The organism is Dysgonomonas termitidis, from assembly GCF_054657735.1.
In genome coordinates this window covers 2,247,750-2,261,496 of sequence record NZ_BAAHYD010000002.1, presented here as the reverse complement: position 1 = coordinate 2,261,496, position 13,747 = coordinate 2,247,750, and the positions used below count along the sequence as shown (strand labels likewise).

At 41.6% G+C, this 13,747-nt stretch carries 14 protein-coding genes; 12 read left to right on the top strand and 2 right to left on the bottom strand.

What is annotated here, in order from left to right; genetic code table 11:
* Entirely contained in the window at positions 1–2,220 is a 2,220-nt protein-coding gene (locus tag ACYQ3L_RS13520; RefSeq protein WP_379999398.1) for a heavy metal translocating P-type ATPase, read from the bottom strand.
* Positions 2,221–2,301: 81 nt separating this feature from the next.
* Positions 2,302–2,865 carry a helix-turn-helix domain-containing protein gene (locus ACYQ3L_RS13515; protein ID WP_379999396.1) on the bottom strand — a complete coding sequence of 188 codons (564 nt, stop codon included), beginning with the start codon at positions 2,863–2,865 and terminating at the stop codon, positions 2,302–2,304.
* A gap of 160 nt (positions 2,866–3,025) precedes the next feature.
* On the opposite strand from ACYQ3L_RS13515, the gene ACYQ3L_RS13510 reads away from it, so the two are divergent.
* The 12 genes from ACYQ3L_RS13510 to ACYQ3L_RS13455 all read left to right on the top strand — a co-directional run bounded on the left by ACYQ3L_RS13510 (position 3,026) and on the right by ACYQ3L_RS13455 (position 13,746).
* Positions 3,026–3,829 carry an inositol monophosphatase family protein gene (locus tag ACYQ3L_RS13510; protein ID WP_379999394.1) on the top strand — a complete coding sequence of 268 codons (804 nt, stop codon included), beginning with the start codon at positions 3,026–3,028 and terminating at the stop codon, positions 3,827–3,829.
* A 120-nt stretch (positions 3,830–3,949) separates the two neighbouring features.
* Positions 3,950–5,482 (top strand): flexirubin biosynthesis tyrosine ammonia-lyase FlxA, encoded by a 1,533-nt coding sequence (gene flxA, locus ACYQ3L_RS13505; RefSeq protein ID WP_379999392.1) that lies wholly within the window; start codon positions 3,950–3,952, stop codon positions 5,480–5,482.
* Positions 5,479–6,207 carry a flexirubin biosynthesis SDR family reductase FlxB gene (gene flxB, locus ACYQ3L_RS13500; protein ID WP_379999390.1) on the top strand — a complete coding sequence of 243 codons (729 nt, stop codon included), beginning with the start codon at positions 5,479–5,481 and terminating at the stop codon, positions 6,205–6,207. Before flxA ends, flxB begins: the two co-directional genes overlap by 4 nt.
* 19 nt (positions 6,208–6,226) lie before the next feature.
* Positions 6,227–7,450: a beta-ketoacyl-[acyl-carrier-protein] synthase family protein gene (locus tag ACYQ3L_RS13495; protein WP_379999388.1), complete on the top strand. Its 1,224-nt coding sequence runs from the start codon at positions 6,227–6,229 to the stop codon at positions 7,448–7,450.
* A gap of 16 nt (positions 7,451–7,466) precedes the next feature.
* Entirely contained in the window at positions 7,467–7,733 is a 267-nt protein-coding gene (locus ACYQ3L_RS13490; RefSeq protein ID WP_006801508.1) for an acyl carrier protein, read from the top strand.
* Positions 7,714–8,601, top strand: coding sequence for a lysophospholipid acyltransferase family protein (locus ACYQ3L_RS13485; protein ID WP_379999386.1), 888 nt, complete (start codon positions 7,714–7,716; stop codon positions 8,599–8,601). Before ACYQ3L_RS13490 ends, ACYQ3L_RS13485 begins: the two co-directional genes overlap by 20 nt.
* Before the next feature lie 32 nt (positions 8,602–8,633).
* Positions 8,634–9,719 carry a FlxJ family methyltransferase gene (locus ACYQ3L_RS13480; RefSeq protein ID WP_379999384.1) on the top strand — a complete coding sequence of 362 codons (1,086 nt, stop codon included), beginning with the start codon at positions 8,634–8,636 and terminating at the stop codon, positions 9,717–9,719.
* The gene (locus tag ACYQ3L_RS13475) at positions 9,716–10,150 is read left to right on the top strand and encodes a hotdog family protein (protein WP_291110696.1); all 435 of its coding nucleotides are present in this window, start codon (positions 9,716–9,718) and stop codon (positions 10,148–10,150) included. The genes ACYQ3L_RS13480 and ACYQ3L_RS13475 overlap by 4 nt, the downstream gene beginning before the upstream one ends.
* Positions 10,147–10,590 (top strand): acyl-CoA thioesterase, encoded by a 444-nt coding sequence (locus ACYQ3L_RS13470; protein WP_379999382.1) that lies wholly within the window; start codon positions 10,147–10,149, stop codon positions 10,588–10,590. The genes ACYQ3L_RS13475 and ACYQ3L_RS13470 overlap by 4 nt, the downstream gene beginning before the upstream one ends.
* Positions 10,578–12,314 carry a beta-ketoacyl synthase N-terminal-like domain-containing protein gene (locus ACYQ3L_RS13465; protein ID WP_379999481.1) on the top strand — a complete coding sequence of 579 codons (1,737 nt, stop codon included), beginning with the start codon at positions 10,578–10,580 and terminating at the stop codon, positions 12,312–12,314. Before ACYQ3L_RS13470 ends, ACYQ3L_RS13465 begins: the two co-directional genes overlap by 13 nt.
* Positions 12,302–12,562, top strand: coding sequence for a phosphopantetheine-binding protein (locus ACYQ3L_RS13460; protein ID WP_291110700.1), 261 nt, complete (start codon positions 12,302–12,304; stop codon positions 12,560–12,562). Before ACYQ3L_RS13465 ends, ACYQ3L_RS13460 begins: the two co-directional genes overlap by 13 nt.
* Entirely contained in the window at positions 12,562–13,746 is a 1,185-nt protein-coding gene (locus ACYQ3L_RS13455; protein ID WP_379999380.1) for a beta-ketoacyl-[acyl-carrier-protein] synthase family protein, read from the top strand. The genes ACYQ3L_RS13460 and ACYQ3L_RS13455 overlap by 1 nt, the downstream gene beginning before the upstream one ends.
* Position 13,747: the final 1 nt, after the last annotated feature.

Below are 13,747 nucleotides of genomic sequence, written 5' to 3'. Positions count from 1 at the left end.
TTATTTCTTCCATTTCAAGCGTAAGCTATTACTAACCACGCTGACACTACTCAATGCCATCGCCGCGCCTGCTATCATCGGATTAAGTAAAAAACCGTTGATTGGGAAAAGGATACCCGCGGCAATAGGAATCCCTATCAGGTTATATATAAATGCCCAGAACAGGTTTTGCCGTATAGTAGTCACAGTTTGCCGCGACAGCTTAATCGCTTCGGGTATTTTGGTGAGGTCCGACGATATAATTGTCATCTTTGCCACATCCATAGCAATATCGCTGCCTTTACCCATCGCTATGCTCAAATCGGACTGAGCCAGCGCCGTACTGTCATTAATGCCGTCTCCGACCATCGCTACTATTTTACCTTCTGCTTGCAATTGCTTTATAAATTCAGCTTTTTGTTGAGGCAACACTTCGGCTTTATAGTGTTTTATACCGGTTCTCGCGGCTATCTCCTTAGCTGTGGAGCCATTGTCGCCGGTGAGCATATACACCTCTATTCCTGAGGATTGTAATTCCCGCACAGCGGTTTGCGAAGTCATCTTTATCTCATCTGCAATGGCAACGACAGCAATCGCCTGCTTATCATCAGCAAACCAGATTACGGTTTTAGACTGGGAACTAAGTTCTTCGGCCTTTTTGCCTAAGGCTTCATTTATAACAATGTTGTTATCATTCAGCAATTTATAATTTCCGGCAAAATATAACTGCCCGCCAACAAAGCCTTTAGCTCCTTTTCCCGTAATACTTTCGAAACCAGAAACAGGAATAGACGCCAATGCATCGAAATATCGTACCACAGCCTCTGCCAGCGGATGCTCCGACTGCTTCTCCAGACTTAACAAAGCGGCTTTGCGGCTGTCATCATTATTCAGCCAGAGAATATCGGTTACCTGAGGTTTACCTTCTGTTATGGTTCCGGTCTTGTCCAGCACAACTGCGTTTATCTTCTTCGCCAGTTCGAGGCTTTCGGCATCTTTTATCAGGATGCCTTTTTCAGCGCCTTTCCCTACCCCGACCATTATCGCTGTCGGCGTAGCAAGTCCCAAAGCACAAGGACAGGCTATAATCAGCACCGTTACCAATGCCAGTAATCCATGCGTAAACCCTCCGCTACCGCCTGACACAAGCCAGATAATGAAAGACACAATCGCAATGCTTATCACCACAGGAACAAATATCCCTGCTATTTTGTCAACCAGTTTCTGCACTGGCGCTTTACTCCCTTGGGCTTCCTGTACCATCTTTATGATTTGGGCAAGCATGGTTTCGGAACCTACTTTCTCTGCTTTGAAGCGGAAACTTCCCTTCTGGTTTATTGTTCCGGCAAATACTTTTTCATCTGCTTCCTTCAATACAGGTACAGGCTCTCCGCTCAGCATACTTTCGTCTACATACGATGTACCCTCTGTAACCCGTCCGTCGACCGCAATCTTTTCTCCCGGCTTTACCAGGATCAGGTCACCTATACTTACATTTTCAACCGGAATTTGATTGTGACTGCCATCTTCTTGTATAATCGTAACGGTCTTCGGTTGCAAGCCCATCAGCTTTTTTATGGCAGACGAAGTATTCCCTTTTGCCTTTTCCTCCAGCAACCGTCCTAATAGAATAAATGCGATGATAACGCTGGCAGCCTCGAAATAGACATGGGGTTCTACTCCTCTCGCTATCCAGAAATCAGGGAACAGCGTATTGAATACGCTAAACAAATAAGCCACACTTGTACTCAACGCCACGAGTGTATCCATATTTGCAGATCTGTGCTTTGTCTGCTTCCACGCATTGATAAAGAAATCTTTACCCAACCAGAAAATAACAGGAGTGGAAAGCACCCACATTATTTCGTTGGCATAGGGCATATGCATAAAGGACATCCCTATCACAACTACCGGTATAGAAAGGACGATGGCTAATATCGTTTTCCGTTTCAGATCACCGAATTTCTTCCGGTGAATTTCTTCCAAAGTTTCAGTGGTTGTATTCTTGTCTTCTTCAATAAGTAGGTCATATCCCCCGTCCTGAATTGCATCACGCATATTTTCGGGAGATATATCATCCGGTAAATATTCTACAGTCAATGTTGCAGTAGCAAAGTTAACTGATGCATTTACCACCCCTTTCAGTCCCTTAACAATACTCTCCGCGCTTATAGCACACGACGCGCATGACATCTGGAGTACGGGGAACGTCTTCTTTACTGTATTATCTGTTGCTTTCATAATCTTCATCTTTTGATTGTACAAAGATGGCAACAAAATAGCCGGAATTTGTTATACTATTCTTTGGAAAGTTTATGAGATTTACACCTCATCCAATGGCTTTCGCTTGTTTGTTCTTATTTGCCTGAAGTGGCTCGGGGTGAGGCCCGTTACTTTCTTGAACTGGGCGCTAAGATGAGCAACACTGGAATAATTCAGGTTGAAAGCTATTTCATTCAGCGTTAACTCATCATATACCAGCAATTCCTTTACCTTTTCTATTTTCTGGGCGATAAAATACTTTTCTATCGTAGTGCCCTCTACTTCCGAAAACAGATTGCTGGTATAGTTATAATCGTGATGAAGCTTCGCACTGATATAATCAGACAGATTGATTTTCAGATTATTGTTATTATAATGCACCAACTCTATAATAAGGTTCTTGACCTGTTCTATCAAACGGCCTTTTTTATCGTCTATCAACGAAAATCCCAGAGATTCGAGCCTCCCGCTCAGCTTATTTTTCTGCTCTGCGGTTAGTTTCTTATCGAGACGGACTTCTCCCAATTCAACCGAAAGCGGTTGTATATTCAGTTTTTCGAGCTCCGATTCCACAACCATAATGCAACGGTTGCAAACCATATTTTTTATGTATAACACTTCCATAAATTTATCTATATATTATAAACCCGCAAAAAGTATACCATGCAATTACAGAATAATGAACGATGGACACTTTAATAGATAATATTAAACAATAAATAGCGATATAAAGTTACAACTCTTTTTTATTTCATTAAATTTGAACCGTTTTTAATATAAACTTATGAATTTAGAACATATAACATCCGAAGTCTGCAAAATAGCTACCGAAGGCGGACATTTTCTCGCAAAGGAGAGAAAAGTTTTTCAAAGAAACAGAGTAGAAGAAAAGAACGCACACGACTATGTATCGTATGTGGATAAAGAGACTGAAAAACTTCTGGTAAAAAAATTATCGGCCCTGTTGCCGGAAGCCGGATTTGTCACCGAAGAAGAAACTATAAAAACCGAAGAAAAAGACTATTGCTGGGTTATCGATCCACTCGACGGAACAACCAACTTTATTCACGACAACGCTCCGTACTGTGTAAGTATAGCCCTTACCTACAAATCGAAGCCATTAGTAGGCGTTGTATATGAAGTATGCCGTGATGAATGCTTTTATGCATGGAAAGGCGGCAACGCGTACCTGAATGGAAAACAGATATCAGTATCTGCCACGAACGACATAAACAAGGCTCTGGTGGGACTTGATTTACCATATAACGACAAAGAGTACAAACCCCTGATGAACCACTTTATGGATCAGTTATACGGCAAAGCATCCAGTATCCGCGTCAATGGTTCGGCCGCCATGTCGTTATGTTATGTAGCTGCCGGACGGTTCGATATCTGGTGTGAAGCCTTCATCAATCCCTGGGACTTTATGGCAGGCGCACTCATAGTAGAAGAAGCCGGCGGACGGATTACAAACTTTGAAGGAAAGGAATTCCTTTTTAATAACCACCATATTGTAGCATCGAACAATACTGTGATACATGATGAAATACTTACACTGATACAACCTTTTTTTGGCTTTATAAAATAAAATATCTCATTTTAATCTCAGTCTTTTATATTTATATTTAACTGTTTTTTTCTTTAGCGCATTGCAGGAGATGTCAAAAAGTAATACTTTTGCAAATCTTTAATCTGATTATAAAGAAAAATGGGAAAAGCCCTTGACATTGATTCTATATACACACTTTTATTTAAGGAAAAGAAACTGGTTGTTGATAAAGATAGTATTGACCAAGTACAACAAAGCTATGACTTTCTGAAAAAATTTTCGGAGGATAAGATCATATATGGTATCAATACCGGATTTGGCCCTATGGCCCAATACCGTGTCGATGATGACTTCCTGAACAATCTCCAATACAATATTATCCGCAGCCATTCCACAGGAGCAGGCAAACCTCTGGACGCCCTCTATGTGAAATCGGCGATGATAGTACGCCTGAATAATCTGTTGCAGGGAAAATCAGGTATTCATCCCGAATTAATTCATTTATTAGCGGAATTTATCAACCGCGGCATCTGTCCGTTTGTACCCGAGCATGGCAGCGTAGGAGCAAGTGGCGACCTTGTACAATTGGCACACATCGCATTAGCTTTAATAGGTGAGGGTGAAGTATTTTACAACGGTGAATTGAGAGATACGGCGGAGGTATTGAAAGAAAACCGGTTGAAGCCAATCTCCATGCATATACGTGAGGGCCTTTCGGTTACCAACGGAACTTCTGTAATGACAGGAATCGGTATTGTAAACCTCATATACGCAAAGAGATTACTGCACTGGGCTGTTGCGGCATCAGTGATGATAAATGAGATAGCCTCTTCGTATGATGACTTTATGTCCGAAGAACTGAATGCGACAAAACATCATAAAGGTCAGAAAGAGATAGCCAAGATGATGCGTAAATGGAGCAAGGGAAGTTCCAGCTTACGCAAGCGTGAGAATTACCTGTATAATAAAGAGAATAAAGAAAAAATACTTAAGCATAAAGTCCAGCCATATTATTCATTACGTTGCATTCCTCAGATATTAGGCCCGGTACACGATACTTTGGTAAATACCGAGGAGGTATTGGTTAACGAAACCAATTCGGCCTGTGATAACCCTATTGTAGACAAAGAAAGCGGAAATGTATATCATGGCGGAAATTTCCACGGCGATTATGTGTCCTTTGAAATGGATAAACTGAAAATCGCTGTAACAAAAATGGTTATGCTTTCCGAGAGGCAGCTCAATTACCTGTTTCACGACCGGATAAACGATATACTTCCTCCCTTTGTTAATATGGGTGTACTGGGATTGAACTACGGATTACAGGCTGCGCAATTTACAGCAACCTCCACCACGGCAGAGTGCCAGACACTCTCCTATCCTATGTATGTACACAGCATACCGAATAACAATGACAATCAGGATATTGTAAGCATGGGGACAAATTCGGCCCTACTTGCCAAAACGGTAATAGACAACGGATATCAGGTTATGTCTGTTTTGTTTATGGGGATAACACAGGCGATAGACTGTCTGGATATACAAAACGACTTATCAAAGAATACAAAAGTAATCTATGATGAAATAAGGGAGATCTTCCCTAAATTTGTAGAAGATACACCGAAATACAAAGAGATCGGTAAGCTGACAAATTACCTAACGAATAAAGAGATAGAAAAAATTTCATTATGAAATACGCTTTAGTAACAGGAGCCAGCAAAGGAATCGGCAGAGCAACCAGTCTCAGACTTGCCGAAATGGGATATTTTATCCTCATCAACTATAATTCGAGCCGTGAAGACGCAGAAAAAACATTAGAGTTGGTTAAGGAAAAAGGCTCTGACGGGGAACTGCTGAAATTTGATGTATCGGATGCCGCCGAAACAAAGTCGGTTCTCGATACATGGACAGCCCGACATAAAAACGAATATATAGAAGTTCTGGTAAATAACGCAGGTATCAGAAAAGATAACCTGATGATATGGATGCCCGAAGAAGACTGGACAAGTGTATTAAACGTCAGCCTCAACGGATTCTTCCATGTGACCCAGTATATGTTGAAAAATATGCTGGTAAAGAGATTCGGCCGAATTATAAATATTGTATCTTTGTCCGGCATTAAAGGAATGAAAGGACAGGCAAACTATTCGGCAGCCAAAGGCGGCCTTATAGCAGCGACAAAAGCGCTTGCAGCTGAAGTCGGCCCAAGAAACGTGACTGTAAACGCCGTAGCTCCGGGATTCATACAAACGGATATGGTAAAAGACCTGCCGGAAGAAGAGTTGAAAAAACTGATACCCGCAGGGCGTTTCGGCACAGCGGAAGAAGTAGCGTCATTAGTCGGCTTTCTGGCTTCGAAAGAAGCATCGTACATTACAGGCGAAGTGATTTCCATTAATGGCGGTATATATACCTGATAATACTATAAATACATAAATGAGGAGAGTTGTTATAACAGGCATGGGAATTTATTCCTGCATCGGAAAAAATCTTGATGAGGTAAAAGATTCGCTATATCATGGCAAATCGGGTATAGGCATCGACCCCGAAAGACTGGACTTCGGTTTCCTTTCCCCTCTGACAGGCATAATAGAAAGGCCTGACATGAAAAAACTTCTCGATCGTAAAAAGCGTAACTTCTTAGCCGAACAGGGCGAATATGCATATGTCGCTACTCTCGAAGCCTTCCGGAATGCAGGAATAGACGATGTATTCCTCGAAGCGAATGAGGTAGGTGTACTCTATGGCAACGATAGCAGCGCGCTCCCTGTCATAGAAGCCGCCGATATTATCCGTAACAAGAAGAATACAGTGCTCGTTGGCTCGGGATCAATCTTCCAGTCGATGAACTCGACCGTAACAATGAATCTCTCTGTTATTTTCAAACTGAGGGGTATTAATCTCACTGTTTCGGGCGCATGTGCGAGTGGTTCACATGCTATCGGATTAGCATACTTCCTCATCAAAAACGGTTTACAGGATTGTATCCTTTGCGGAGGCGCCCAAGAAGTAAACCCATATTCGGTAGGTAGCTTCGATGGATTGGGAACATTTTCCAAATTGACAGATGAACCTGCCAGAGCATCCCGCCCATTCGACAAGAACAGGGACGGGCTTATTCCCAGCGGCGGTGCCGCCAGTCTGGTAGTGGAAAGCTACGAATCTGCGGTAAAACGCGGCGCTAATATTCTGGCAGAAGTAATCGGATATGGATTCTCTTCAAACGGGGACCATATATCTACCCCGAATATAGACGGGCCAGTCCGTTCATTGGAGATGTGCCTGAAAGACGCAAATGTAAAGCCGGAAGAAATCGGGTATATAAACGCGCATGCCACATCTACCCCTATCGGGGACATGAATGAGGCTAAAGCGATCAGCATGGTACTCGGTGAACATAAGCCTTTTGTAACGTCCACAAAGTCAATGACAGGACACGAAATGTGGATGGCGGGAGCCAGCGAAGCGATCTATTCGATATTGATGATGAATAATAATTTCATTGCCCCGAATCTTAATTTTGAAGAAGCAGACGAAGCCTCGGCTTTGCTTAATATACCTAATAAGCGTATCGATACATCATTTGACATGTTCCTTTCCAACTCATTCGGTTTTGGAGGGACAAATTCAACCCTGATAATTAAAAAATTCAAAGAGTAACTAGTCTTTTATGGAAATGACGAACGAGGAGATAATAGAGAAAATAAGAACTACTTTAGCCGAAGAATTCGAAGTAGATGTAGAAACTATCCAGCCGGATGCGCCTCTGATCGAGACACTGGAAATGGATAGCCTCGACTTTGTAGATATGGTCGTACTGATAGAACAGAATTTCGGATTTACCGTAAATGGTAATGACTTTGTAAATATAAAAACTTTTCAGGATTTCTATGATTTTATCATAGAACATCTCGACAAGCCAAATGACGGAATGGAAGGGTAAAACCAGAGGAGGAGTATTCGGATACCTTTTCTTTATCTTCCTGATAAAGAAAATCGGAATTACTGCGGCTTATATATTTTTAAGCACTATCGTCTTATACTTTATCCCCTTTGCGCCAAAAGCTACCGGAAGTATCTGGTACTATTCCCGTAAGGTACTAAACAAAAGCATATTTTCCTCTATCGGAATGCTCTTTTGTAGCTATTACAGGTTTGGGCAAACGCTGATAGATAAAATTGCTATCGGCAACGGAATGAAAGATAAATATACTTTCCGTTTCGAAAATTATGAAAGTTTCCTTGATATACTGAATGCCGACACGGGAGCAATTATAATCGGGGCGCATGTCGGCAATTGGGAAATGGGTACACCGTTCTTTGAGGAATATGGTAAAAAAATCAACATCCTTTTATATGACGCTGAATATAAGAGGATAAAAGAATTACTTCAAAAAAATTCCGTTCCGGCCGGTTTTAAAGTAATTCCTGTAAATGATACTGATCTGAACCATGTATTTGCTATAAAGGGAGCTTTGGATAATAAAGAGTATATCTGTTTTCAGGGCGACCGGTATATCAATGAAGAGAGACGCCTGAAAGGTATATTCATGGGAAAAGAAACCAGCTTTCCATCCGGACCTTTTCTATTGGCGACAAAGATGAAAGTCCCCGTAGTATTTTATTTTGCCATGCGCGAACCTAAAAAATCGTACCGGTTCCATTTCATTGTGGCTGCACCTGTTTCTAAAAATGAAAAAGAAAAGCCTGAACAACAATTACTTGACCAATATATCCCGGCTCTGGAAAATATTCTAAAAAAATATCCGGAACAATGGTTCAACTACTATAAATTCTGGAACGAAAAGTAAAGCATAACAATCCGACTAACATATAATCAATCATGAACTTGTTTCCTTCCTTACAAAAAAGATATTCCGAAGAGCAGTTTTCAGCGGCCGAAGCACAGCGGATGGCCCAGGAAATAGCCTTTGGCCCTATTGTTTTTCAGGTATCACGGCTTATGCTCAAATTCGGTGTTTTCGAATTGTTAGCAGAGAAGCGTGAGGGATTAACATTGAATGAAATATCAGAATATAAGAAGCTATCCCGTTATGCAGTTCAAGTATTGCTGGAGGCTTCGCTTTCGATTGGCACAGTATTGGTAAAGGACGATAAATATATGCTGTCCAAGGTCGGATGGTTCTTATTGAACGATGAAATGGTACGTATCAATATGAACTTTAATCATGATGTAAACTATCAGGGACTATTCAATCTGGAAGAAGCTCTTTTGAATGGGAAACCTGAAGGGTTGAAAGTATTTGGTGAGTGGCCGACAATATACGAAGGCCTGTCAAAGTTGCCCGAAAATGTACAAAAAAGCTGGTTCGGTTTCGACCATTTTTATTCCGATAATTCTTTTTCACAAGCATTGGAAATCGTCTTTGCAAACAATCCCCGTACATTGCTCGATGTGGGAGGTAATACAGGCCGCTGGGCCATGAAGTGCGTTGAATTCAACACCGAAGTAGATGTAACCATCATGGATTTACCCCAGCAACTTGAATTGATGAAAAAACAAACTTCCGGACAAACCGGCTCCGATCGCATACACGGGCATGGGTGCAATCTGCTGGATAAAGAAGCACCTTTCCCAAAAGGCTTCGATGCTATATGGATGAGTCAGTTTCTCGACTGTTTTTCGGAAGAAGAAGCTACAAGTATTTTGACCCGCGCCGCGGCATCTATGGAAAAATCTTCGTTCCTTTACATTATGGAAACATTCTGGGATCGTCAGAAATTTGAAACAGCAGCTTATTGCCTCACTCTGACCAGCCTGTATTTTACGGCACTGGCAAACGGCAACAGCAAGATGTATCATTCGGATGATATGATACGCTGTGTAAAAGCAGCCGGACTGGAAGTTAACGAAATACACGACGGATTGGGATTGGGGCATAGCATTATGGTTTGTAAACGAATATGAGTAAACTGGTAATAACAGAAGAAGGAGGTATATTGGACTTAATTCCGCAACGTCCACCAATAGTGATGGTCGATAAGTTTTATGGAATTGAAGGTGACTGTTCATATACGGGACTGACAATCAGCCCCGGTAATATTTTCATTGAAAACAATTATTTCAAGGAACCCGGTATTATAGAACATATCGCGCAATCGGCCGCAGCACGTGTGGGATATATCTGTAGGCAAAATAATGTCGCCGTACCACTCGGCTTTATCGGATCTGTAGACAAGATGACAATTCACATCTTACCAAAGGTAGGTAATGAACTGCATACCGAGATAAAAATAATACAGGAAGTCGCCGAAATCACCCTGATAGGTGCGACAGTAAAAATCGGAGATAACCTTGTCGCCGAATGCCGTATGAAAATATTTTTGAAAAAGGAATGAAAAAACATAAATACAGAGCTAAAGAATCCGCGCTAACAGACAGAACTACTATAAAAGTCCGTTTCAGTGAAGTAGACTCCATGCGTATTGTATGGCATGGCCAGTACATCAAGTATTTTGAGGATGGCCGGGAAACCTTTGGCAAACGATATGGAATCGGTTATTGCGACATTTACGAAAACGGATACACTGCACCCATTGTCGACCTCACCTGCCAGTATAAGCAATCCTTATCATTCGGGGAAGAAGCCATTGTGGAAACAAACTATATAGCTTCGGATGCCGCAAAAATAATATTTGAATATACTGTTTACAAAAGTGATGGTGAGACAGTTGTTGCTACAGGAAGTACGGTTCAGGTATTCTTAAATTCTAATAATGAACTGGAGTGGACAAATCCCGATTTTTATCAGGAGTGGAAGAAGAAATGGAATATCTGAATGACATATACATTACTGCCGATAACATTATCAGTTCTTTAGGATTTACGACTAAAGAGAATGTCGGTGCCATTAATCTGAATAAATCCGGGATTGCCTCTGTCGAAGCAGGAAAAATCTCCGATGCACCAATTCTTGCCGGGTTAATTAATTCCGGTATTCTGAACGGACTGACAGAAAAGCATAGCCTGCAAGAATTCAGCAAGGCCGAACAACTCGCCATATTATCAATTAAGGACTTATTATCGCAAAAAGATATAGATCTGAAGCAGTGTGGCTTCATTCTTTCTACAACAAAAGGGAATGTAGACTTACTGCAACATCATACAGAAAACATTGACAGGAACGTTTTTCTCAGGGAAAGCGCGTCTAAGATTACAGATTATTTCGGAATGGACGATAGGGCTATGGTTGTCTCCAATGCCTGCATATCGGGGGTATCAGCTCTTATTATTGCCCGCCGCTTACTCCTGAATGGTGACTACAAGCATATAATCGTTACGGGGGTAGATGTCCTTTCTCATTTTATTACCACTGGTTTCCGGTCATTCCGTTCCCTGAGTGAAAACCTTTGCAGGCCTTACGACAGTGAAAGGGACGGGTTAAACCTGGGAGAAGCTTGTGGAAGCATCCTGCTGTCCGCAGAATCCGAAACGAACAATATAATTATCAGAGGCGGGGCTATAAGCAACGACGCCAATCATATATCAGGCCCATCACGCACAGGTGATGGCCTGTACTATGCAATGAGGGACGCAATGGATGAAGCCGGAGTAACAGCCAATAACATTGACTGCATAAACCTGCATGGCACTGCAACCGTTTTCAACGATGAAATGGAAGCAAAAGCTGTTCATCTGGCTCAATTAGAAAAGGTTCCTGTCAATAGCCTAAAGTCGTATTTCGGGCATACATTAGGCGCATCGGGAATCATTGAAACAATTATTTGCGCACACCAATTAAAAGAGAACGTCATATACGGCACATTAGGTTATCAGACAAATGGTGTTTCACAATCCCTGAATGTAAGTAATAATCACATCTGTGAAAAGACGATAAACACCTGTTTAAAAACGGCTTCCGGCTTTGGCGGTTGTAATGCTGCTATTATATTATCCAAAATACCTTCGCATAAGTCAATCGAGCAGGGAACATTTTTATTCAACGAAATAAAGCGCTGTATTATAGAGAATAGTTCTATAAAAGTAAATGATGAAGTCATATTTAACTCCACATCCGGTGATTTTGCCGTTTTCATCCGCGAAGCATACAAAAATACAGGCGACAGCAACCAGAAGTTCTATAAGATGGATGACCTCTGCAAACTGGGATATATAGCAGCGCTGCATTTACTAGATGGAATCACTTTTAATTCCGATGAAATGGGAATTATCTTATCCAATTACTCTTCGTCATCAGATACGGATTTAAAGCATCAGCGGATAATAGATGAAGGTGGAGACGATGCTGCCAGTCCGGCTGTATTCGTTTATACACTGCCCAACATTGTTGCCGGTGAAATATGTATCCGTCATAAAATACAAGGTGAAAATACCTTCTTTATCGAATATCCCGATAGTTCGGAAAGACAGGAAAAATATGTAAAACTCGCCATGAACAGGAGTAAATTACAATTTTGCATCACCGGTCGGTGCGAATATTTTGCAAATAAATACAAAGCTGAATTCATACTCATAAAGAAAGATAAAATATGGAAGAATTGATAGAAAAACTGAAAAAAGAACTGATACAGGAATTAAATCTTGAAGAAATGACTCCCGAAGATATAGATGCCGATGCCCCGTTATTCGGAGACGGCTTGGGTCTGGATTCCATCGACGCTCTCGAAATTATCCTTATCCTCGAACGTAATTACGGTATCAAAATCAAAAAGCCGGGAGAAGGTGAAGGACGCGAAATATTCAGGTCGGTAAGATCATTAGCCGAATTTATTTCTACACATCAGAAATAATGAAGATTTACATTACAGGAATAGGTATTGTATCGGGTATAGGCATAAATGCAGAAGAAAACCTGCATGCTATCCGGCACAAAAGTCATGGAATGGGGAAAGTTACACTTTTCCCTACCAGCCTCGATGTTCCTGTAAGTGAGGTGAAATATACAAATGAGCAGCTTAAAGAGCTATTGGCTCTACCTTCCGGTAAAACATACTCCCGGACTGCTTTGCTTGGAATACTGGCGGCAAAGGAAGCCTTATCGGATTCAGATATAGACGTAAACGCCCAACGCACCGGACTTATATCTTCCACCTCGGTGGGCGGTATGGATTTAAGTGAAAACTTTTACGTCGATTTCCGGAAAGATGAGGAAAAGGGCCGTTTAAGGGATATTGTTTCGCACGATTGCGGCGACAGTACTCAAAAAATTGTGTCCTATCTGGGTATAACCGATTATGTAACAACAATAAGTACAGCCTGTTCTTCCGCAGGAAACGCGATAATGCTGGGGGCAAGGATGATTAAAAACGGATTGCTGGACGCTGTTATCGTCGGTGGAACCGATGCTTTATGTAAGTTTACCCTGAATGGCTTTAACTCGCTGATGATTCTGGATAAAGAACTGTGCAAACCATTTGACAAATCCCGTGAAGGCCTGAATCTGGGCGAAGGTGCCGGTTATCTTGTATTACAATCAGAAAAAACATTAAAAAGAAAACCATATTGTATCCTCTCCGGCTATTCCAATGCAAATGACGCTTATCACCAGACAGCCACTTCTCCCGATGGAGACGGGCCGTACCTGTGTATGAAAGAAGCTGTTGAAATGGCAAATATACTTCCCCGTGATGTGGACTATATCAACGTGCATGGTACGGGAACGCCTAACAACGACCTGTCGGAAGGGAAAGCGATCATACATCTTTTCGGTGAGGGTACACCTGGATTCAGTTCATTGAAACCGTTTATAGGGCATACATTAGGAGCTTCGGAAGGGATAGAGGCGGCCTTATCCGTATTATCCATATCTGAAGGAATCGTTTATCCGAACCTCAACTTTAAAAAACCGATAGAAGATACGAATCTTATTCCTGTTACAGAATGTGACGAAGGCTTACCGATCAAACATGTCTTATCCAACTCTTTCGGATTCGGAGGGAATGATTCTTCTTTACTTTTTTCGGCAATAGAATAGA

Coding starts and splice junctions, on each gene's coding strand:
- ACYQ3L_RS13520 (WP_379999398.1), bottom strand. CDS start 2,220: ATGAAAGCAACAGATAATACAGTAAAGAAGACGTTCCCCGTACTCCAG.
- ACYQ3L_RS13515 (WP_379999396.1), bottom strand. CDS start 2,865: ATGGAAGTGTTATACATAAAAAATATGGTTTGCAACCGTTGCATTATG.
- ACYQ3L_RS13510 (WP_379999394.1), top strand. CDS start 3,026: ATGAATTTAGAACATATAACATCCGAAGTCTGCAAAATAGCTACCGAA.
- flxA (WP_379999392.1), top strand. CDS start 3,950: ATGGGAAAAGCCCTTGACATTGATTCTATATACACACTTTTATTTAAG.
- flxB (WP_379999390.1), top strand. CDS start 5,479: ATGAAATACGCTTTAGTAACAGGAGCCAGCAAAGGAATCGGCAGAGCA.
- ACYQ3L_RS13495 (WP_379999388.1), top strand. CDS start 6,227: ATGAGGAGAGTTGTTATAACAGGCATGGGAATTTATTCCTGCATCGGA.
- ACYQ3L_RS13490 (WP_006801508.1), top strand. CDS start 7,467: ATGACGAACGAGGAGATAATAGAGAAAATAAGAACTACTTTAGCCGAA.
- ACYQ3L_RS13485 (WP_379999386.1), top strand. CDS start 7,714: ATGACGGAATGGAAGGGTAAAACCAGAGGAGGAGTATTCGGATACCTT.
- ACYQ3L_RS13480 (WP_379999384.1), top strand. CDS start 8,634: ATGAACTTGTTTCCTTCCTTACAAAAAAGATATTCCGAAGAGCAGTTT.
- ACYQ3L_RS13475 (WP_291110696.1), top strand. CDS start 9,716: ATGAGTAAACTGGTAATAACAGAAGAAGGAGGTATATTGGACTTAATT.
- ACYQ3L_RS13470 (WP_379999382.1), top strand. CDS start 10,147: ATGAAAAAACATAAATACAGAGCTAAAGAATCCGCGCTAACAGACAGA.
- ACYQ3L_RS13465 (WP_379999481.1), top strand. CDS start 10,578: ATGGAATATCTGAATGACATATACATTACTGCCGATAACATTATCAGT.
- ACYQ3L_RS13460 (WP_291110700.1), top strand. CDS start 12,302: ATGGAAGAATTGATAGAAAAACTGAAAAAAGAACTGATACAGGAATTA.
- ACYQ3L_RS13455 (WP_379999380.1), top strand. CDS start 12,562: ATGAAGATTTACATTACAGGAATAGGTATTGTATCGGGTATAGGCATA.